The organism is Photobacterium sp. GB-36 (assembly GCF_003026135.1).
Taxonomy (GTDB): Bacteria; Pseudomonadota; Gammaproteobacteria; order Enterobacterales; family Vibrionaceae; genus Photobacterium.
On the sequence record NZ_PYNY01000030.1, the window covers coordinates 1 to 21,456 of the forward strand.

A 21,456-nucleotide genomic window follows, 5' to 3' on the forward strand; every position below is an offset into this window, starting at 1 on the left:
ACACAGGTATTGGTATTCCAAAGAATAATCTTGATGCTATTTTTGATGATTTCTTTACACATGGTAAAAAAAATAGCTCAGGTTTAGGTTTGCCTTTTTGTAAAAAAGTGATCACAGCATTTGGTGGGGTAATCAGCTGTCAATCCAAGTTAGGTGAATGGACTGAGTTCACTATACTTTTACCTAAAATCGATTCAAAATCAGTCAATAAGCTAAAGTATGAGTTAATGTCTAAAAAACGCCTATTATACATAGGTGATAACAACAGTGATGTTTTTGAACTTCAGAAAAACTCCTTTTCTCATGGCTACAATTTTAACACGACTAGCCCATTTAAATTAATTGACATGTCTCTTGATCAAGTAGATATGATTATTGTTAATCTGGATAGTTACACTGAACATGATTATTACTTCTCTAAGTTACAAGATAAACTCGCATTATTAACAACGAAAGTCTTGTATTTATACCGTGAACCTAAAGCAATAAATTTAATATTAAATGAAAAAATTAACTACAAACTAATCAATGCTAGTAAAATTGAGAATGATTTCACTGATCATATCTGTCGATTCTTTTTTATTCACTTTAATAATCCAAAAAGTACACCACGATCTACAACAGAGACAAAAAGTATTCTACTTGTAGACGATAATATGTCATTACGCATGTATACAGGAATACTCCTGCAACGCAGTGGCTTTCATGTTATTCATGCCGAGAATGGTATTAATGCACTAAAAAGTCTTGAGCTAAGTCAAGTAGATCTTATTATGATAGATTTAGAAATGCCTTTAATGGGAGGCTTAGAAGCAACAAAACAAATTCGTTCAAATAAAAGATATGAATCACATAAAAATACCCCCATTATTTGTTTCTCAGCCTCACTTGATGAAAAACAACAGCAAGAGCTTAGCAAAGTCGGTATGAATGGATTTATTTTCAAACCTGCAACTAAAGAGCAAATATTTTCCAGTATTGAGCGCTTTATTAACTAGAATACACTTACCCACTATCGTTTACGTAAACGTAAAGCAATAATGGGTAAGAATTTATTCTATTACTTTAACGATAGCTCCTCTCGCATCTCTCGACACACAGTAAGTAACGTCGATATTTGTTCGTCACTCACATCACTATTTAAAGAAAAGCGGATCACATTTTTATTTTTAGGGGTCGCTGGTGAGCAGAACACAGAACCAAATACATCTCGAGATTCTAAATAATCACGGATCACTTCTGTATCTTCATCATTACCACTTTCAAGTGCAATAATTTGTGACTGGCTCTTAATCTTATAACCAAGATTAACTAAACCACTACGTAATTTCTCAGACTGAATAAACAGCTGGCTACGCTTATCGTCTGCATCTTTAATGACATCCAATGTCGCTTTTAAGATTTCTAGCTCATGATTTAACAGTGCTGAACTGAAAATGGCAGGATACGCCGTAAATGGGAACGATTTCGCTACATCTTTACTGCATAAAATCGCTCCTGCTCGGTAAGCGAAGGCTTTTGCTAAACTCGCCGTTAAGAAATCAACTTGATCGGTTAAGCCTAATTCAGCGACTAATCCTGAACCATTTTTACCGTGTGTGCCCAGCGAGTGAGATTCATCTACCAATAAGGCGCAACCATAACGATTAGCTATTTCAACTAAATCATGCAATGGTGCAACTGTACCGATTGTACTGTACACCGAATCAACCATGATTAACCCAGGACCTTCACGTTTAATTTGCTTTTCAAGATGACGCATATTGTTATGCAGAAATGTTTGAATATTTCCCTCTGCACGTTTTGCTCCATCCCATAACGACATATGAGCAAAGAAATCGATATAGATCGGTGTACCTTTAGGGATCAGAGTTTGAATTAATCCGACATTTGCCGCCCAGCCCGACTGGGACAGCACACATTTTTCAAAACCTGTTAACGCAGCTAATTGTTCTTCAAATGTATCGCCACTTTCAGCTTGATGCTGGAAGACCGCAGACATCACTACTTCATGTTTATGATCTGTGATGGCTTTTAAGTGCTTCTGACGAATATATTCATGCCCTGTGATGGCGAGATAATCATTACTTTGTAATGTAATTGAAATATCGGAGGGAATTTTACCTAATACTAAGTGCTTTTTATTTTTTCGGGAGTAAATATCTGCCTCTAGATGGGCATCAATTTTTTTTTATAAAGTTTGGAAGTGATTTTACGTTAATATTTTTCATTTTTATTACTCTTACTTTTGTTAATAGGAGTAACAATATTAACAATAATACTTTCCTCATTCTAAATAATAATATTATTAATCATTTTTTTCATAAAAAATTAACATTAATCTCACTAACTAATTTGTTTAAATTTACAAATAGTCATATTTAAATAACTGCATTTTATCTGTAAAATATCACTTCTTTATTTATAAATTAGTTAATAATATGACATACAACGCTGCTATTTTCGACATGGATGGTTTATTACTCGATACAGAGCGTGTCTGTATGGATATATTTAAACAAACCTGTCAGGACTTTAACCTTCCCTACCTTGAACAGACCTACTTAAATATCATTGGACGCAATGAGGCTGGCGTTGAAGATCTATTACGAGTCAGTTATGGCGAAACCATGGACTACCCTGTATTTCGCAAGCAATGGAAACAGGCTTACTTAAACATTGTTGAAAATGAAGCTATTCCTGTAAAAGATGGTGTTATTGATCTACTTAATTGGTTACAAACACAGAATATACCTATGGTTGTAGCAACCTCCACCAATCGGCAATTAGCATTAAAAAAATTAGCTATGGCTGGTTTAAGTGGCTATTTTTCAGCGGTGACAGCTGGTGATGAAGTGACAAATGGCAAACCTGATCCTGAGGTTTACTTACTCGCAGCAAAGCGTTTAAACGTGATCCCTAGTATGTGTATTGCTTTTGAAGATTCAAATAATGGTGTTAAAGCTGCAGTTTCAGCTGGCATGCAAACTTTTCAGATAATTGATTTAGTGCAGCCCAGTGAAGAGGTAAAAGCATTAGGTCATGGAATATATACATCAATGAATGAAGTACTTACAAAGCTTAAACAGTAACTCATCACAGATAAAGATAAGGGCTATCACCATCCAACTGCGATGCCCTTTTCTTATATTGACTATACCTATAATTCAGCACCCAATTTTTCGCGACAATGTGGCTCAGAAAAGTCTAATACAGGCCCTTTAGGAATGATACGCGTAGGGTTAATGGTTTCATGGCTGCCATAGTAATGGGCTTTGATATAATCAATATTCACCGTGTCCGCAATACCGGGAACTTGGTATAAATCGCGTAAATATCCCCAAATGTTTGGGTAGTCGACCAAGCGTTTAAGATTACATTTAAAGTGTCCTACGTATACTGCATCAAATCGTACTAACGTGGTAAATAAACGCCAGTCAGCTTCTGTTATTTTATCGCCAAGTAAGTATCGATTTTCCGTTAAACGCGCTTCAATCGTATCTAACGCATTAAACAGTGTTACAACGGCTTCGTCATAGGCTTCTTGAGTTGTAGCAAAGCCAGCACGGTATACACCATTATTTATATTTACATAGACAAAATCATTTAAGGCATCAATTTCTGTTTGTAGTGCTTCTGGGTAAAAATCATTGCTATTTGCGCCAACATCATCAAAAGCACTATTGAACATACGAATAATTTCGGCTGATTCATTTGTTACTATGGTTTGATTTTGTTTATCCCACAGCACAGGTACCGTAACTCGCCCTGTATAATGAGGATCTGCATGGGTATAAATTTGATGCATAAACTCAGCATTAATGATGGGATCGACAACTACATCATCACCTAATGCAAAATTCCACCCGTCCTCGCCCATGAAAGCATTAACTACAGACATTGAAATCAAGGGCTCTAACCCTTTTAATTTACGATAAATAATCGCTCGATGCGCCCAAGGGCAAGCAAGGGAAACGTATAAGTGATAACGATGAGGTTCAGCTTTAAAGCCCGCTTCTCCAGAAGGCCCCGCTTGGCCATCTTTCGTTACCCAATGACGAAAGCTTGAAGCTTTTCGTTCAAACTTGCCTCCCGTCGATTTAGTGTCGTACCAATCAGTGTGCCATTTCCCATCCACTAATAATCCCATACTTCCCTCTCATCAATGTTCTTTCTTATTAATCAACCTAATACATAGACGCCTATTTTCAAACTTTAACGATTCACTTAGCGTGATTGATCAACCTGATTGGCGTGCTGCTCTATTTGTTTACAAAACATTGAGCTATATAACAATAATAAATAGTTAAAATAATTACTTACGTCTTTATCGCACCTTGAAGTTACATCGCAGGGTATTGTTGTGATAATTTGCTCACATCGCGCATTTAAAAATACATACAAAGGCAGATTATGTTTAAAAAATTAAAAGCCTCATTAGGTATTGGCTCTGCAAAAGTAGACACTATTTTGCATAATCCTTCACTTTATCAGGGAGATATATTACAAGGAAATGTGCATATTAAAGGTGGAGATGTAGAACAAGTCATTGATGCTATTTCATTAAAGCTTTGTACTGAAATGAAAGTAGAACTAGAAAATGGCCACAGCTATCAAACCTTTGTGTTAGGAACGATAAAAGTTAATCAACCTTTTACGATTCATGCCAGTGAGGAGAAGTCGCTGCCTTTTGAATTTAAACTGCATGATGAAACACCTATCACCCAACTTAACACTCAAAATAACCAATCGAAAGTATGGTTAGAAACAACGTTAGATATTGATTTCGCTATTGATCCTTCTGATCGTGATTTTATCGAGGTAAAACCTCTCCCAGCTATCGCTAGTGTCATTGCGAGCATTGAGAATGCAGGCTTTAATTTAATCAAAGCTGATGTGGAAAAAGGTTTTCTACAAGGCGGACACTTTGCTTCACAATCGGGCTGTTATCAAGAAATCGAATTTCGAAATAGCGGATTTTTTAACAGCAAAGAAATTGAATTATCTTTTATTTTAGATGGCGCTGTCATTCACTGTCTTGCTGAAATTGATCGTTCTATGTCTACCCGAGGCGATCAATACACCTCATTCAGTATAAGTAGAAATGCATCCCCCTCCGATATTAGTTATCAATTAGATACGCTGTTAAGAATGTAGTTTAAGTATGATGTAGGAAAGTACAAGCTGCCTTGTTATCAAAGGGGATGTTTAAGAAGTTGAGGTTATCTTTAACGTCAGCGACTCATTAAAATATTTAATTTATCGTTATCCCCTTTAATTCCTAAGCGAGTTTATAACCTGCTGCTTGATATATTACGTGGTTAACATGAAAGTGATGTATCTAGTTGGCAAGTAATGCGACGAAGTACACGACTATAACTATCAATTATCGCAGGAGGTTTAGCTTATGAATTGATATAGATAATATAGTGTTAAAATTGATATTCTTAACGGCATGATAGCGCTGTATTCATGATAAATACTTCAATGTGAAAGGTATATTTGCAGTCATTGAAATTGTACGATTTCATTCGGCCCTGTATAACGGTTATTTCAGATAACGTCAAAACCGTACCTAAACCAAACGTTAAGAATATAAGTTAACAACATCATTATTTATATAAATCATTAGAGGTGTTACATGGGTATAAGTACTATTTTGATCATAGCTTTGGCTGTCATTATTATTTGGTCAATTAAAACATACAATAAATTACAGTCTGGTAAACAATCAATAATTGAACAAGCGTCAAATATGCAAGTATCCTTACAAAAACGCAGAGATCTTGCGTCCAGAGTTTTAGATATCGCTCAAGGTTTTGGTGATCACGAAAAATTAACTCATTTAAAAATATCATCGAACCAAGATGCTAGCACAGAGAGCTTAGCCGCTCTCTCTCAAAGTTTTCCTGAATTAAAAGCAAATGAAACCTATATACAGTTAATGAAACAACTCGAAGAGTTAGAAAATAATATTTCAGATAAACGAGAATCTTATAATGGAATAGTTAAAGTATATAACAGCTATCGTTCTAGCTTTCCTACAATGCTTGTTGCAAATAAACTAAGTTTTGAACCAGCACCATATTATGATGCTGCAAATGAAGATTCATTAAGTCAACTGGCAACATTTACTCGTGATGATGCAGCAGCTGTTAAAAACCTCATTAATGCATCGTCAAAATCTATTAAGAAATCAGCAAATAGTTTAAAAGATACTGCATCAAATAAAATTGAAGGCGCAATAAACTCTGAAATAGTAAAATCAGCGGTTGCCCAAGGCGATATTGCTATGGGAAAAGCCGTTGAAGTCGTCAAATCAAAAGCTGGAGAGATTAACTCTCCAACTGAAAACCGTAATGAGAAAACAAAAGTTTCAGAAGATAAATAATCAAATCCATTTCTTCTATATTGTAGAGTTGGTCGCATGACTAACTCTACAATCTTCGTTGACGACGCCAATAACAGCATTGTCTATTTAGCATTAGCTCTTATTATAATTAGTGCATTACGCTACTTTTTAGCAAGCTGAGCTACCCGCTGATTCCATTTTGATTTTTTATCTTCCGTCGCATTAATTATTGGGCCAATATAGGTCTTAGATACTTTTTCAAAGCCACTAAAACCTAAAATAGTGCGCTTCATTTGCTTGTAAATAGGATCGCCATAAATCCAACGATAATAAAATGGTGGCGAGTCCATTGTAACTATCAGCTCGGCCGTTCTCCCTTTTAATAATCGCTGTGGTGTTAAGTTTTTAGCTTCAAATTTAAACGCAAAATTGGGAAGAAATGTTCGATCAATTAACCCTTTTAATTTTGCAGGCATTCCTCCCCACCACAGAGGAAAAATAAATACCACGTGATCTGCCCATAGAAGTGATGATTGGAAATGCTGTAGATCTGGCTCTAGCGGTTGTACTGCTTCATAACCACTCACTAAATTGATATCAAAATCCATCATACTTAAATTTAACAGCCTGACATCATTCTTCTCGCTAGCTATGATATAGCTCTGCGCTAGTTCATGACAATAACTCTTAGCCTTTGGGTTTCCATTAATAACTAATACTTTCTTGCACATAGATGCCTCTCCCTTTTTGAGCTCAGCTTACACCTTGCCCTATAGGGAAGAGTCAATTAGTTTCTAAACACTTTTTAATATTGTCTTGATACGTATGGATCATCGATTGCTGCTGGTGCAATAGGTTAATTTGTTCTTCAATTGCTTTACTTTTCTGATCAAGAAATGTGCTTACAACATCCCAACTTAGTACTGTTTTATCTCCTAGCAGCCGCTTAAATTCAGCAAGACTAACCCCGATAGATTGTGCATCTTTAATCAAAATAACGGTTCTAACATGGTTATCATCATAAATACGATAGCTCCCTTTTCTTACTACTGTTCCCAACAAGCCTAACAATTCATATAAGCGTATAGCTTTGGCAGATGCTCCTGTTAATTTAGACACTTCACCGATATACATCACTGATCTCCTTATTAATTGTCTTCCTTGTCTATCTATATATACCCTATTTAACAGGGCCTTTCTCAAACAGCATTAAGTTATCGGTTATGTTATTCCATGGTGCTTTAGATGGCATAAAAATGAAAAAATGAATAGCTAGGCTCTCGGCTAAAGAGCCTAAACAAAGTTGATAGCTAAATTAATGAAATTTGTATAGTTATTTTTCCACCTAAACAAACAACTTAGTATTGAAAGTTATAGATGAAGTATCACATTAGTCTGCTAAATATAAATTTCAATAAAATATCATCTTGATACGTTATTATTTTGGATCAAGACCAAGTGCTTTGAGTACTTTAATAAAGTTATCACGACGACCTTGTATTTCATGCACTTCACCCGTTTCACAATGATCGGCGGGACATCCCCTATTTACAATGCCAGATACAGCATCAATGAAGTTATTTCCAACAAGGCCATCATCGACATATTTTTTCAACTCATCGTAATAATTCCAACTTTCATATGGACCGCCTGGATTGCTATAGGCTTGAACGGATGTCATCCAGAAAAATAAACCCGCTATCCATTTCAATTCAGGATATTCTTCAGTTGTACATATTAATTGAGGGTTAGAGCAAAGGTCTAATTTTGCATATATTGGATCACCTGGAGGCGCCATAACGACAGTATCGCTTTCGATAGTAGTGCCAAATGTACTTGGGTCAACATGGCTTCTACCTAAAAAGTGATTCAAGGTACCAAAATTTCTGCGACCTGTTGTTTGGATGACGCCTCTTCCCCACCAAGCGCACCCCTCAACAGATGTCTCAGAACTGCCATCCCATACGAATTTACCATCTTTCTGGCCTACATATACATTGCATGAATCACGCTCCCATGCTTGTTTGGTATGATCGATTTCAACTGGTGGTGAGTCACACCAAGAATTTGACAAATCCCATCGACCAACAGAGCCATTTACTAATAAGCCTGCAGCCTCGAGAACAGAATCAGGTGCGGCAAATATAGGACTAGGTGCGCCATACCACTTAGCGTGAGTCGTTGCTGTAACTTCTATTTTAGGTGTTCGTGGACAAGAATAAGGATGATCAAGATTCGTATTTTTATCAACACCGTAGTCAGCATATTTTTGTCCTAACTGACCACATGATGCACTCATGGGATAATCAACAGGAGCACCGTATTTTATTTGAGCCCAATTATTTTCATCACAAGCATCATATTGTATGGTTTCTTGCATAGATTGTGCTAAAAATGCAGCAATTGCGACTTTGGCATATTGAATATTTTTCTCATCTATTGCATCAATATCAGTAAGCCAAAATTTAGTACCAGAGACACCAATGTTATGCATTGTATGAAGAGCAGTTAAAAAGTCATCCCATTTGTATACATTTGAAGGCTCCCAACCGTTATTCGGCGTCTCGTAAAGAAGAACTTGATTGTTCATTTTCGTTGTAACGCTTATTAATTCGTCATTTAACGAAGTAATATTTGTTAATGTGCTATCCGAAATTGACATACCACCTCCCGAATTGTAGAGAGGCAATTTATTTTGTAAGTAAGATTCTATTTTATTCTGCAAAGCCATATCTACAGTATCAAACTGAATCGAAAATATATTATGGTATGCTGCGTGTCGAAGCTTTCTATCTGCTGAAGTCAAACCTAAAAAGTAATTACCAGCTTGGTTACTTGGTATCGAAGCTAGCATAGCAGGGACATTCAGAGTATCTGTGACTTGTTTAATAAATCGAAGAGCATTATCCCACTGGTCGTTATCTAATGCTGGAGTCATTGATGATTTACTAAATGCAACAAAATGAGCAGAGTACTCACCACTATAAAGTTCGTAATCTGTAAGCAAATTAACTACCGGTAATGAAGCCATGTTCCAAACTGAACGATAACCACCAGAGTGTTGATCATAGGCAAAATCACCAATTATCACCTGCCACCCAATATTTGCATCAGGAAGTAATTGACTAATTAGTAAATTATGTGCTTTAAGTAAACCTTTGACATCATCTGATAATGAATTTAGTAATGAGCTATCTAAAGGAATATTATTTACTGCAATAGCGTTAGTCAGAGCTAAATTTACAGGAATATTATCTAATGTTGAAAGTTCGTCCTGATAATTCATATCAAACATATCACTGGAAAGCAAAATAGTAATATTGCTTTCTTCATTAAGTAATAATTGTTCAGCCAAAGATTTAAAATGATCGGTTAAGTGATTACTATCTGTAAGTTGGTTTAAAACTGGTAATTCGAATCTAACAGTACTTGGTATATTTTCTGAAAGATTTAAATTTGGTGCCGATATAGAAAGATAATTTGGCCAATGTCGCATGTTAAGATCAATAGGATCTTTGGGGTTTGGCATTTTTAGAGAAGTTTGTGACGAGGGCTCTACGCCGTCACATCGTAAATGTAATGTCCATGAATCATCACTACCTGGTATTGTGTTTGTCCACCATGATGCTTTGTAAGCAATATCATCATAAACTACGATATCTCCACCATCAGCATGATCATTTGCAGGCCAGTTCGGGTAAATATTGAAAGATTGACACAGTGCATTTGTAGGAGTGTTCAAATCATTATCATCACTTACGTCTCCATTGTCTATACTATCTGAATCATCAACGCCATCACCTACACCTGCAGTGTCTGTACCATCTGAATCATCAACGCCATCACCTACACCTGCAGTGTCTGTACCATCTGAATCATCAACGCCATCACCTACATCTGCAGTGTCTGTACCATCTGAATCACCAACGGCATCACCATCACCTACAGTCTCTGTATCTTTTGAGTCATCATTAACAATAGGGCTATCGCCATCCTCCAAAATAACTACATCAGGATATTTGTCCTTAACACACTTTTCGTACCCACCTATATCAAACGTTGTGTAAGCTGTTTGATAGTTAACTAATTTACATTTATATGGGCTTGACCAATCTTGCTCCCAATAAATAGGAACAGAGCCGGAACCACCGGTAACATCAGAGAATTGAGCCATATTTTTACAACCAAGCACCTCATCGGCTGGAGTTGTCACTGATAAGTAATTAGCAAATTCGTTATAATAATTTATACGATTTTGAGCTCTCGCATCTTCGTTACCAGAGCCGCATTCAAGCCCACCATTTATTATGTGAATGGTCATACCGAAACCGTTATTTAAACCTGCATCGATATCAGCTTGATTAGGTGTCCAAGAGCCATCAATGACACTCAACATTGATGGTTTAGGTGGCTGTGGATAGACATAAAAGAAGATAGCAGAAGCAATATTAAGCCAGGTATCAGCTACCATCTCTGGATTATTAAGCAATACAGACACATCACCGTACATCGCGTTAGAGAAAGGTCCGTAGTTATAGTTGTAACTTAATTGTTTAGCCCCACGACCAAAATAGGACTTGTAGTCACCGTTTTCAAACTTACCACACGGCCACACTCGACTGGCAAAATCGCTAGAAACATCACAATTGCCGTTGTATCCATCTCGTGAGGTTTCAGTCCATCCCATCTCTCGAACGTAGTGCAAGCCTTGTTTCCATGTATCACCATCATATTCAGAGTTTTTACCGGTTTCCTGCACAAAATGAGCAAACATAGTTGCGAGTGACTTACGACAAATAGCGTCGCTATCACGTCCATCGGTGTAGGTATCACACAATGCAGGGAACTTAGCGACAGCCTTTAAGAAGTTAGTATAAGAGTATTCAGGCGCAGCGTGAGAAAACAATTCATCCCAATTACTTTGATTAAACATGCTTTCAACACGCTTGACGTTATCAGGGTTAGTTGTATTTAGTGGGGAGACTGCCTCAACAATAGTATTATCCCGTGTTCTGAGTAGGCTTTTAGCAGCATTAATACTTTCTTTGTATGCACTTTCTGCATTCGTTTGATGTTGATTGAGCTCTGAACGATAAATAATGTGAGAATCAGGAACCACATTTTGATCTAGATCTGGTGCTGGAGTTGTATCTGTTCCAGTTCCAATGTCTACGATTATACCATCCACTACACGAACAGTTTGCCCTGGCGAAGGAAGGCTAACGGCTGCATTGAGGATAGTAGCAATGCTACTACCTGAACCACTACCAGATGAGAAATTATTGAGTCCACTATAAAGCTCTGCACACAAATTCTCTTCGTCATCTTTAAATGGAATACCGCAGGCGGAGTAGGTTATCGCACGCTCAGATGGCACATCACCATTAAGACCAAATCCATCTTGCATTGCGGTAACAATGCGACCATCATCTTGCTCAATAGTCCAAACGAAAGCGCCCGCTAACCCCAAAACATCAGCCAACTTCGCTTTCATATAGGCGGTTCGTGCCGTGTCTATCGAAATGTAATCGCCAGTGACTTTATTGAAATATACATCAGCGTGAGCTTCAAAATCGCTATAAAGTGCAAAATCGCCACGCCCCTGTAGATCTTCACCAGCTACATTGCGCCAAAGATCGTAGCCTTCCACTACTCCACTTTCAAACGTACCTGACGATGGTGATGTAGAGGTTTTCGTCCCGCCAAGCGCACCTTGCTGATTGATGGTTAAATCAAGAGATTTAAAACCTCGACCGTAATTGGCAATCCCCATCAATAAACGATCACGCTTAAAACCGGCTTGCTCAAATAACTTGATAGCGGCATTGACACTCCACCGTGTATCATCGTCATTAGGTATTCCCCCTGTTAGTGAAGAGGACGGCATCACACTCGTTTGATGACCAATTTTATCATCCCATGCGCCGAAGTAGTCGTAATTCATCATATAAATGTAATCAAGACAGCCTTGGTCATAGATGGTTTTATAATATGCGCCGATATGACCAATATATGTTTTCGTTGCCCCTACCGCACTAGATACTTCAATGTCATCACCAAGGCCTGCCTTCACAGCACAGACCAAGTCCTTAAAATATTGACCATCATTTGATGTGAATTTACCCGAAGCACCACCATGACCAGGAAATTCCCAGTCGATATCAAAACCAGTAAAGCCATATTTATCTTGTAATTCTTTTAATGAATTAACGAAGGTTGCAATATGTACCGGATTGGCTGCCATGCGATGGAATGGCTCTGACATAGTCCAGCCACCAATACTGGCTGAGATGCTAATGTTAGGGACTCGTTTTTTAATGTAATCGAGCTGTTCAATAATCCCCTTACTAAAACCATCAACATAAGGGTTACCCTTTTGGCGAGAACTGACGCTTAAACCAAAGTCTGCCCATGGATCTAAAAAGACCACCTCAAAATCTTTTTTACCTTCCGCGGCACACTGCGCTCGAATTTTTCCAGAAAGCGAACCTTGATCACCACAAATAGCTAAAAATGCAAAAACCAGTTTGTTATAGGGAAAGGTATCATCTTTTAGTAAGCGTTCAACGTCAAAACCACGACCATATACACTCCAATCAGATAGATAACCTGCAACGACTTTACCTTTAAAATCACTCGGTGAAGTAAACGTCATATTCTTTGGAGTTTTACTTTGAGTCACACCACTGCCTTTCACCAACGCAGCAGGAATATCTGTGGGTGTATTGTCGACCACAATAGACTCGTTACCTGAATCGACAGTCTCATTATCATCAATGATAACTGCAGGGGTTATACCAACACTATTAATATTAGAAAGATCTTCTACACTGGTTGCATTTTCGTTAGCTATCAACTGACAAGGGTAATTAGTGCTATCAAGCGTTAAAGTACAGCTATCACTCGATATTGCGCCATAAGTGCCCTTACCTTGAACACTGGCACCAATTGAATTTTCAATATTAGGAGTCAAAACGCCATTCCAGCTTTTGTTGCTAACATTAATAAACGATTGTCCACCCACCGTTTGTAATCCCCCTCCGTGTGACCACATGCTAATATCATTCACATCAGCAGGCTTTAAAAACGTCAAAGTCCAAGAAGAGGTCGCCACTGGCGATATGAATTTGATCACACCATTAAACCCCGTTGACCAAGGTGAGCCAGATTTTTCTAAGGTAATGTCGATAACTGTATTTTGGTCATCGACAATTGGTTCTCGGCCAAGATTTGCCCCACTCTCGTTAACGTCATCGGTGATATCACCATCTTCAACAACTTCTTCACTATCGACACTAATCACAAAAGAACTGCCACCAACGTAAGTTGATAATGTGTCATCGTATTTGATGATGCAGCTATCATTTTCATAGCGGCAGCGGGTTAAGTCATTTACCTCCGATGCAATGCCTTTACCATTAAAACCAATGACTCGGTGTTCATCTTTTTGCAAAGGCTGGGCGTAATGAGGGATCGTAAACGTGTATTTGGTTTTATTATTATCTATTTTTTTCTCTTGAAGCTCAGCGCCCCAAGCACCGCTCATGCTCAGCTTTTCTGAAATCATCGTTATGGATTTATTTGCCACATCTAAAGGGGTGTCGGTAAGGTTTATCAATTTGATCTTACCGCTGTATCCAGCCCATGAATCACCTGGCTGGCCCCAAGAAGCATCATATGAAAAGAGTACCACCACAGGGCCGGCTTCTTTAATACTTGCTGTAAAGTCAAAATCGGCGGTTGGGCTAGTTTTCAATTCATCAAGAGCAAAGCCCGCCTGTGTTAGTTTATCTATTAATGTCTCATTAATAGTAAATTCAGTTTCAACCCCTAGCTCGATCACTTTCTCTTTGACTTTATCACTTGCAAAATCAACAGCACAATTTGAATCATTACAATCAAACGTGACTGCTTCAATTAGTTCATCATGACCACTTGATTCTACAAAGAAATCACCAAACAACAGAGAGTCAATATCAAGCGAAGAGCCTAACGCCTCTGCAACAGGATTGAGTATGGTTACAACACTACTGGCAACTTGATCGTACTCTCGCCTCATAGAAGCTAAATCTAATGCTGTTTCACTTTTAAGCAGGCTTTTTGCGATGAGATTGGTGAAAGGCGTTATCTTTACTGATTTATCAAAGTCTTGCCCAAAAATAATTGACTCGATAACAACAGTATCAGGTGATTCTAAATCTTTAACTTGTGCAAGGAACACTCTTGAACTCGTATCCGTCGACATTGGGATTGAAACTTCAAACTTACTCGACTCATCTAGCGTTATTGTTTCTAATAATTTCGGTTGAGAGCTATTAGTTGGATCGAGTTCAAACAAATCCAAAGAATGTCCTTTTAAACCAGCACCAACTGCCGCAGTACCAGAGACGGTTGCTTTACCTGATTGAGTTGCATCTGTTCCTGTATCAATAACTGAGGCGCTATTGTCATCAATTCCTGTGTCTATAACTGACACGCTATTGTTATCAGTTACTGTATCTGTAACGCTATTGTCATTATTACAAGCAGTTATAAAAAATACCAATATGAATATATTAAGAGAAATATACTGTTTCATGAGCCACTCACGTCATATTTCAGAATAAAGAAATAATATTCTTATTGATAGTATACTCACACTATTAGATGAAATGTGAAAATCTCGGAAATATAAACACATATTCGCAACATTTTTACTAAGATCTTTTGTTTTTAACAGCTCTATGAAAGTAGTGATATCACTATTTTAGCCAATTACAACTACATCAATATAATGGCGGATTAATATCTAATAAGTCTGACAACCATATTGGTAAACCTCTAAAATAAGACCAGTATTTATTGACTACTACACTTATTTTTGGCTGAATTTTTGATTATATTTCTTGGTATAAAAAATAAAATATAGAAAATAATTACATCGTCTAAAATAATAAGTTCATGGTGTTAGAATGCTAATACACTACTTCATTGCTTCGATCACGTATAACTATGTATTTATGTTCATTTAGAATTAGTTACATGTCTAACACTACAATCTTCGTTTACTCCCCCTAGAATATAATTTTCTATTTACTATTGAAGCTTAATACACATAAATATCTCTCCCTTTTTAAGCTCAGTTTACACCTTGCCCTGTAGGGAAGAGTCAATTAGTTTCTAAACACTTATTAATATTGTCTTGGTATGTTTTGATCATCGATTGCTGCTGGTGCAATAGGTTAATTTGTTCTTCAATTGCTCTACTTTTCTGATCAAGAAATGTGCTTACAACATCCCAACTTAGCACTGTTTTATCTCCTAGCAGCCTCTTAAATTCAGCAAGACTAACCCCGATAGATTGTGCATCTTTAATCAAAATAACGGTTCTAACATGGTTATCATCATAAATCCGATAACTCCCCTTTCTTACTACTGTTCCCAACAAACCTAACGATTCATATAAGCGTATGGCTTTGGCTGATGCCCCTGTTAATTTAGACACTTCACCGATATACATCAGTTACCTCCTTGTTAATTGTCTTCCTTGTCTATCTATACGCTATTTAACAGGGCCTTTCTCAAACTGTATTAAGTTATCGGTTATGTCATTCCATGGTGCTTTAGATGCCGTGAAAACATGAAAACTCGGCTTATGCGTTGGAATATCATCTAAAATCCCTAAACGAATATTATGCTTGCCTGTTTTTAGTTTCTTTGAAAACAAACTTGAACCACAGATTCGACAAAAAGCGAGTTCCGTTTCTTCACTTTTTTGAAATAGCGACACCGCATCTTCACCTGTTTTAAAGCGAAATTTCTCTGAGCTTAATCCTCCCACCGATGAGTAATCTGACCCCGTAAATTTACGACATTCAGAACAATGACAATTCCCCATATACTCAAAATCATCAGGCACTTCTATCTGCACCTTGCCACATAAACAGGAACCATTTAGTTTTTTCATTTCATCTTTCTCTCTAAAATCAAAGACAAAACCCTAGTATTTAAATAAGCCAATTACAATAATGAATCTCATATTCTTAAAAATAAAAAAGCCGACGTATTTAACGTCGGCTTAATATTTACTCTACTGTTCAAAAACTACTTGATAGAGCGTGCTAACTGAGTCGTTAACTCATCCACACCTTTAGACAGTGCTTCCACTTGCGCTGAATAACCATCTTTTGCTAAAGGTACACGGAATGAAAATGGATGTACGGTTTGTAAATCGCCATTACCATTAATCAATAACCATTCACCTGCCACTTCAGCAACACCGCTATAAACACCATTAAACTGGTTAATACGCACTTGTAAGCGTGGTATACCTGCAGTAGACAATGTTGGTGTTAGCTGTGTTGCCCAAAACTTAGTTTGTTTTTGGCGTAAATCAAATGTGATTCGACGCGTTAACTGCGTACTCAGTGATTCACCCCAAAGGTTTTGCTGCGCTTCAACAATTTCAGTGGGGCTGGTTTGATACACTAAACCAGTACCAGCAAGATGTGCCGCAACTTCAACAGGGCGCACAATTAACAATGATTTATTACTAATGTTATGTGCCGTATTCGCACTGGTTGGCATCGGTAACATATATGTTTTTAATGCCGGTTCTGTTGAGCTACATCCTGTTCCAGCAAGCGCTACCGCTGCAATTAATAACCACTTTTTCATTATTTACGGCCTCCAACTGGAATAGGATCTTTCGCTTTCTCATCACCAAACACTAATGAATTTGGCTTCTCATTTAATTGACGAAGTACGGGTTGTAGTTCCGTCATCACTTGCTCAAATTGTACAAGTGCACCTTGTAAATTTTGGTACGCTGCTGCATTTGGGCTAAAGCCATTTAAGGTGTTTTGGATCTCTTTCAAACTCGCTTTAATATCAGACGGTAATGTCTGAGTATCTTTTTGCTTAAGAATACGATCAAGATCTTGTGTAACACGCGCTGCTGAATTCATTGTTTTCTCAGATGCCTTTAAAGTCGCAGTCATTGAATTCAATGTATCTTCTACAGGAAGTTTATTAAATTTATTGAGTAAATTAGTTAACTGCTTCTGCACTTCAGCAAGATCGCCCGCTTTAGTTGGAAAGACTTCGTAACCATCATATTTAGCCAGTTTTTCAGGTTTCTCGCCTTTGTACACATCAGTGCCAATATATAGCGCACCTGTTAATAAATTACCGGTTTTCAATGTTGCACGAAGTCCGTTCTTAAACTCTTTTTCAAGATTTACACGCAGATTATCCAATGTACCTTCATCTGAATGGTTATATACTCGACCTAAATCGATACGTACCAGTACAGGGATTTGTTCGCTTGTAAAACCTTCTTCACTGTTTGGTAAACGCAATGGCACTTTCTGTACCGTACCAATTTGAATACCACGGTATTCAATCGGTGCACCCGCTTTCAAACCACGAATAGATTCTTTAAATAACATGACAAAGTTTAAGTACTTATCGTACATTTTCTCGTGATAATCTTGCTCACTATCGAATAAACGGTAATGTTTTAATTGTTTATTCTGAGCCATACCTTGATCATCAGATGGTGTTTGGAATGTGACACCACCAGTAATTAACGATTCCAATGATCCAATCTTGACGTTAAAACCTTCAGCACTCATTTGTACATTCATACCAGATTGCATAATGAACTTACTGGTTGTGCGTACTAGTCGATTATAAGGTTCAAAGATAAACAATTGGTAATTAGCTAGTTTACTATTGATATCAAAGCTCGTTTTCTCAACGCGACCAACAGTAAAGCCATCATATAATACTGGGTCACCAACACTCAATTTACCGGCTTCATGACTTGTCAGTACAACACGTAATCCTTTCGCATCCGCAGGTGCAACAGGGGGGACTTCTAGCGCTTTAAAATGATATTTATCATCTTTACCTTGGCCTGGTTGCATTTCAATATACGCACCAGAAAGAAGCGTATCTAAACCAGACACTCCTTCTTTGCCAATTCGTGGCTTAACAACCCAGAACTTAGTATCGTTTTTCAACATACGCTCTGTATCATTATCCATCTGTGCGGTCACTGTTATATAGCTATAGTCTTTACTTAGCTGAACTTTGGTGACAACACCGACTTTCACATTTAGAGATTTAATCGCGGTTTTACCCACTTCAATACCAGAGGCATTAGGAAGGCGAATCGTTATTTCAGGCCCTTTACTATTAAGATATTGAACAAACATCCAAATACCAATAGCCAAAGCCACAACAGGAATGATCCAAATTGCAGATACTTGCTTCAGGTTTTGTACTTTAGCCTCATTTGGCTGGTTATCACTCATTTTCTGTTTCTCGTTAATACTGGCTAGTGACTACTGATTAGATTCAGTAGTGTTTAACTCTGAACCATAATTAATTTTATTTTTTTCACCCCAAAACACCCGAGGATCGAAACTCATTGCCGATAACATGGTAAATACCACTACTGTTGCAAAGCAGATTGCAGCAGGTCCTGGTGAAATAGCCATCAGGTTTTTCAACTGCACAAGTGCAACTAATATCGCGACAACAAAAATATCAACCATAGACCATCGACCGATAAATTCTGTCATACGATAGATTTTTAAACGTTTTACAGACTCTCGTGTTGAGTCATTCGGCTTTTTACCTGCACAGTAATAAAGCCACGCTAAGGCAAACATTTTTGCCATAGGAATGAAGATACTGGCAATAAAAATCACCACCGCGATTGGCCAAGACCCCATTTTCCATAACATCACCACACCACCCATGATAGTGGAACCTTCGGTTTGTCCTAGGCTTACGGTATACATCATAGGATACAAATTTGCCGGAATATAAAAAATAATCGAAGCGATTAAATAAGCCCATGAATACTGTAATGAATGTGATGGATTAAAACCATGAAGCTTGCTTTCACAACGAATACATTTGGCATGATGGCTATTAGGCAGAGGATTTATTTGGTTACAAACATGGCATCCCACATGATTATTTGATAAATGTGTGTCGCCATCATGTACCCCCTCTATGTGTTTCATGACAAAAAACTGATCCCACAACCATGTTCGATCAACTAATGAAACACATTTTACAACCAAAACGCTGTAAATACAGAATGCCCAGAATGAGTATCCCATTCCAATATGCGCTAACGCTGAAATTTTAACCAAACTGACTAATACGCCAATGAGAAATACATCTACCATTAGCCAAGGCTGAATTTTAAATAATATTCGGCACAACAGCTTTATAGTTTCAGGGTTACCGCGTACATACCCAATTCGTTTAACATGCGCTGCACGGTAATAGAGATACATGACTAATATGATGTAGACCGCAGGAAAAACCAATACGGTTAACATCAACAGTAATGCAAGGAAGCTATTCTCAAAATGCTGTAATGTTTCTGCGGCATTCAGCAGCATGATTTGTTGCCCCATTCCATTCACGCTAAATGAAAGAAAAGGGAAAGAAAGGCTGAGTACCAACATAATCAAACATGCAAGACCGTACGCTAAAGGGCGATGAAATGGCATGATGATTCTTTTCGCTAAGGTATGTCCACAGCGAGGACAGTCCGCCTTTTGTCCATCTTTGATATCTGGGATATCGACTACCAATCCGCATTCTTCGCAAGCGATCATCAATTCTGATGGAGTTTGTTGCTGTGGCGTTTGTGTTGTCATTGTTAATTTCTTTCTATCGCTATTCTTACTGCAATCGTACCAGACTGTTGAATACATTTAATAAATGTTAAAACAGCGAGACACAGTAAAAGTAGTGTTGCTTAGACAAAACCTAAACATACTAAATATAAACAGGCGCGTATTGTCTTCCTTCATTGCATTTAGAGCAAGAAACTTTAAGTTAGAAAAACAAATAAAGCCTTATTTTTAATGCAAATTCCGATTTAAAACATCGTATTATAACAAGAAAACAAATGATATACGCACGATTTATGCGGATTTAACTCAAATACAATTTTTCAGTGTTCTTTGCACAGATAACATCATTTAAATGAATTCCTTTAATGTCATGAGTCCACCATGTTACTGTTACTTTTCCCCACTCTAAAACAAGCGTAGGATGATGAAATTCTTCTTCTGCTAATTGCGACACTTTATTGCTAAATTCCCACGCTTGTTTGTAATTACTGAATTTAAATGTACGAGTTATACGATTTACACCGTTAGGATTAATAATTTGCCATTCTGGTAATGTCGCCATGTATTCAGCTAAAATATCATCACTTAATTTTGGTGAGCCTGAATGGCATGCTTCACATTTCAATTTATCTAAACTCGTCATTAATCGTTTCCTTTTAGCTAAAGGTGGCAGCGCGTAATCCTTTTCGCTGTGCTTCTGCTACCAACCCGAAAATATCTTGGTTAGTCACTTGGTAAAGTTGCTCCATACTTTGCAATACAAAATATTTAGGCTGTAGTATGTCAATTCTATATGGCGTTCTCATTACCTCTATAGGATCAAAAGCAACACGTTGCGGTATGGTACTGACTGTCGCGTAATGTGTTTCTTGTGGCGATGATAAAATACCACCACCATAAACTTGGTATTTACCATTTTGATTTAGTAAACCAAATTCAACCGTAAACCAGTATAGTCTAGCTAAATAAACTCTTTCCTCATGCGTCGCTTTTACACCGAGTTTTCCATAAAAATGCGTAAATTGTGCAAAATATGGGTTGGTTAGCATTGCGCAATGTCCAAATACTTCATGAAAAAAATCAGGCTCTTGCAAATAATCTATATCAGCCTTAGTACGAATAAAGGTGGCAACAGGAAATTGCTTGCGTGCGAGTAAAGAAAAGAAATGATCAAAACTTATTAAGGCAGGTACAGCAACGCATTGCCAACCTGTGGTATCGAGTAATACTCGATTTATTTCTTTTAGTTGAGGGATATGATCGTGAGGTAAATCTAATTCAGCTAAACCCGCTATATACTCATCGCATGCCTTGCCTTGCACACAATGAAGTTGGCGAGTTATAAGATGATGCCAAATAGCATTTTCTTCTTCATTCCAAGTAATAACCCCATTACGATCTACAGGCTTTGAGACATAACAATGCTTTGTCGGATTACTACTCTGTTTCTTTTGCATA

15 protein-coding genes and 1 pseudogene are annotated in these 21,456 nt (G+C 37.5%); 4 read left to right on the forward strand and 12 right to left on the reverse strand.

Features of this window, described 5'->3' with window-relative positions; all coding sequences use genetic code 11:
- On the forward strand, positions 1-998 hold a 998-nt coding region (locus C9J46_RS18840; protein WP_146144673.1), incomplete at its 5' end, for a response regulator.
- A gap of 62 nt (positions 999-1,060) precedes the next feature.
- On the opposite strand, the pseudogene cqsA reads toward C9J46_RS18840, so the two are convergent.
- Positions 1,061-2,231 (reverse strand): annotated as a pseudogene (cqsA, locus tag C9J46_RS18845) (alpha-hydroxyketone-type quorum-sensing autoinducer synthase).
- 210 nt (positions 2,232-2,441) lie between these two features.
- Here cqsA and C9J46_RS18850 point away from each other — a divergent pair.
- Positions 2,442-3,092, forward strand: coding sequence for an HAD family phosphatase (locus C9J46_RS18850; protein ID WP_107291373.1), 651 nt, complete (start codon positions 2,442-2,444; stop codon positions 3,090-3,092).
- Between the two features lie 68 nt (positions 3,093-3,160).
- Here the strand turns inward: C9J46_RS18850 and C9J46_RS18855 are convergent, their stop codons facing one another.
- Entirely contained in the window at positions 3,161-4,150 is a 990-nt protein-coding gene (locus tag C9J46_RS18855; protein ID WP_107208497.1) for a glutathione S-transferase family protein, read from the reverse strand.
- Between the two features lie 263 nt (positions 4,151-4,413).
- Between C9J46_RS18855 and C9J46_RS18860 the strand changes: the two genes are divergently transcribed.
- Together C9J46_RS18860 and C9J46_RS18865 are read left to right on the forward strand one after the other, a co-directional pair.
- A complete protein-coding gene (locus C9J46_RS18860; protein WP_107208496.1) occupies positions 4,414-5,157 on the forward strand; it encodes a sporulation protein in 744 nt (247 codons plus the stop codon).
- 484 nt (positions 5,158-5,641) lie between these two features.
- Positions 5,642-6,391, forward strand: coding sequence for a LemA family protein (locus C9J46_RS18865; protein WP_107208495.1), 750 nt, complete (start codon positions 5,642-5,644; stop codon positions 6,389-6,391).
- A 122-nt stretch (positions 6,392-6,513) separates the two neighbouring features.
- Here the strand turns inward: C9J46_RS18865 and C9J46_RS18870 are convergent, their stop codons facing one another.
- The 10 genes from C9J46_RS18870 to phhA all read right to left on the reverse strand — a co-directional run bounded on the left by C9J46_RS18870 (position 6,514) and on the right by phhA (position 21,455).
- Positions 6,514-7,083: an NAD(P)H-dependent oxidoreductase gene (locus C9J46_RS18870; protein WP_107262225.1), complete on the reverse strand. Its 570-nt coding sequence runs from the start codon at positions 7,081-7,083 to the stop codon at positions 6,514-6,516.
- 52 nt (positions 7,084-7,135) lie between these two features.
- Positions 7,136-7,486: a MerR family transcriptional regulator gene (locus tag C9J46_RS18875; RefSeq protein WP_107262223.1), complete on the reverse strand. Its 351-nt coding sequence runs from the start codon at positions 7,484-7,486 to the stop codon at positions 7,136-7,138.
- 304 nt (positions 7,487-7,790) lie between these two features.
- Positions 7,791-14,828 (reverse strand): glycosyl hydrolase family 18 protein, encoded by a 7,038-nt coding sequence (locus C9J46_RS18885; RefSeq protein ID WP_158259623.1) that lies wholly within the window; start codon positions 14,826-14,828, stop codon positions 7,791-7,793.
- Positions 14,829-15,500: 672 nt separating this feature from the next.
- A complete protein-coding gene (locus C9J46_RS18890; protein WP_107287899.1) occupies positions 15,501-15,851 on the reverse strand; it encodes a MerR family transcriptional regulator in 351 nt (116 codons plus the stop codon).
- Between the two features lie 42 nt (positions 15,852-15,893).
- Positions 15,894-16,298, reverse strand: coding sequence for a GFA family protein (locus C9J46_RS18895; RefSeq protein ID WP_107291375.1), 405 nt, complete (start codon positions 16,296-16,298; stop codon positions 15,894-15,896).
- A 137-nt stretch (positions 16,299-16,435) separates the two neighbouring features.
- A complete protein-coding gene (locus C9J46_RS18900; protein ID WP_107206969.1) occupies positions 16,436-17,008 on the reverse strand; it encodes a membrane integrity-associated transporter subunit PqiC in 573 nt (190 codons plus the stop codon).
- The gene (pqiB, locus tag C9J46_RS18905; protein WP_107247937.1) at positions 17,008-18,651 is read right to left on the reverse strand and encodes an intermembrane transport protein PqiB; all 1,644 of its coding nucleotides are present in this window, start codon (positions 18,649-18,651) and stop codon (positions 17,008-17,010) included. Before pqiB ends, C9J46_RS18900 begins: the two co-directional genes overlap by 1 nt.
- Before the next feature lie 30 nt (positions 18,652-18,681).
- On the reverse strand, positions 18,682-20,019 hold the full coding sequence (locus C9J46_RS18910) for a paraquat-inducible protein A (protein ID WP_107206967.1): 1,338 nt from the start codon (positions 20,017-20,019) through the stop codon (positions 18,682-18,684).
- Positions 20,020-20,299: 280 nt separating this feature from the next.
- Positions 20,300-20,641 (reverse strand): 4a-hydroxytetrahydrobiopterin dehydratase, encoded by a 342-nt coding sequence (locus tag C9J46_RS18915; protein WP_107206966.1) that lies wholly within the window; start codon positions 20,639-20,641, stop codon positions 20,300-20,302.
- 13 nt (positions 20,642-20,654) lie between these two features.
- The gene (gene phhA, locus C9J46_RS18920; RefSeq protein ID WP_107206965.1) at positions 20,655-21,455 is read right to left on the reverse strand and encodes a phenylalanine 4-monooxygenase; all 801 of its coding nucleotides are present in this window, start codon (positions 21,453-21,455) and stop codon (positions 20,655-20,657) included.
- Position 21,456: the final 1 nt, after the last annotated feature.

Bases quoted from the DNA above. Each gene is read 5' to 3' on its own strand.
- C9J46_RS18850 (WP_107291373.1), top strand. From the start codon at position 2,442: ATGACATACAACGCTGCTATTTTCGACATGGATGGTTTATTACTCGAT.
- C9J46_RS18855 (WP_107208497.1), bottom strand. From the start codon at position 4,150: ATGGGATTATTAGTGGATGGGAAATGGCACACTGATTGGTACGACACT.
- C9J46_RS18860 (WP_107208496.1), top strand. From the start codon at position 4,414: ATGTTTAAAAAATTAAAAGCCTCATTAGGTATTGGCTCTGCAAAAGTA.
- C9J46_RS18865 (WP_107208495.1), top strand. From the start codon at position 5,642: ATGGGTATAAGTACTATTTTGATCATAGCTTTGGCTGTCATTATTATT.
- C9J46_RS18870 (WP_107262225.1), bottom strand. From the start codon at position 7,083: ATGTGCAAGAAAGTATTAGTTATTAATGGAAACCCAAAGGCTAAGAGT.
- C9J46_RS18875 (WP_107262223.1), bottom strand. From the start codon at position 7,486: ATGTATATCGGTGAAGTGTCTAAATTAACAGGAGCATCTGCCAAAGCT.
- C9J46_RS18890 (WP_107287899.1), bottom strand. From the start codon at position 15,851: ATGTATATCGGTGAAGTGTCTAAATTAACAGGGGCATCAGCCAAAGCC.
- C9J46_RS18895 (WP_107291375.1), bottom strand. From the start codon at position 16,298: ATGAAAAAACTAAATGGTTCCTGTTTATGTGGCAAGGTGCAGATAGAA.
- C9J46_RS18900 (WP_107206969.1), bottom strand. From the start codon at position 17,008: ATGAAAAAGTGGTTATTAATTGCAGCGGTAGCGCTTGCTGGAACAGGA.
- pqiB (WP_107247937.1), bottom strand. From the start codon at position 18,651: ATGAGTGATAACCAGCCAAATGAGGCTAAAGTACAAAACCTGAAGCAA.
- C9J46_RS18910 (WP_107206967.1), bottom strand. From the start codon at position 20,019: ATGACAACACAAACGCCACAGCAACAAACTCCATCAGAATTGATGATC.
- C9J46_RS18915 (WP_107206966.1), bottom strand. From the start codon at position 20,641: ATGACGAGTTTAGATAAATTGAAATGTGAAGCATGCCATTCAGGCTCA.
- phhA (WP_107206965.1), bottom strand. From the start codon at position 21,455: ATGCAAAAGAAACAGAGTAGTAATCCGACAAAGCATTGTTATGTCTCA.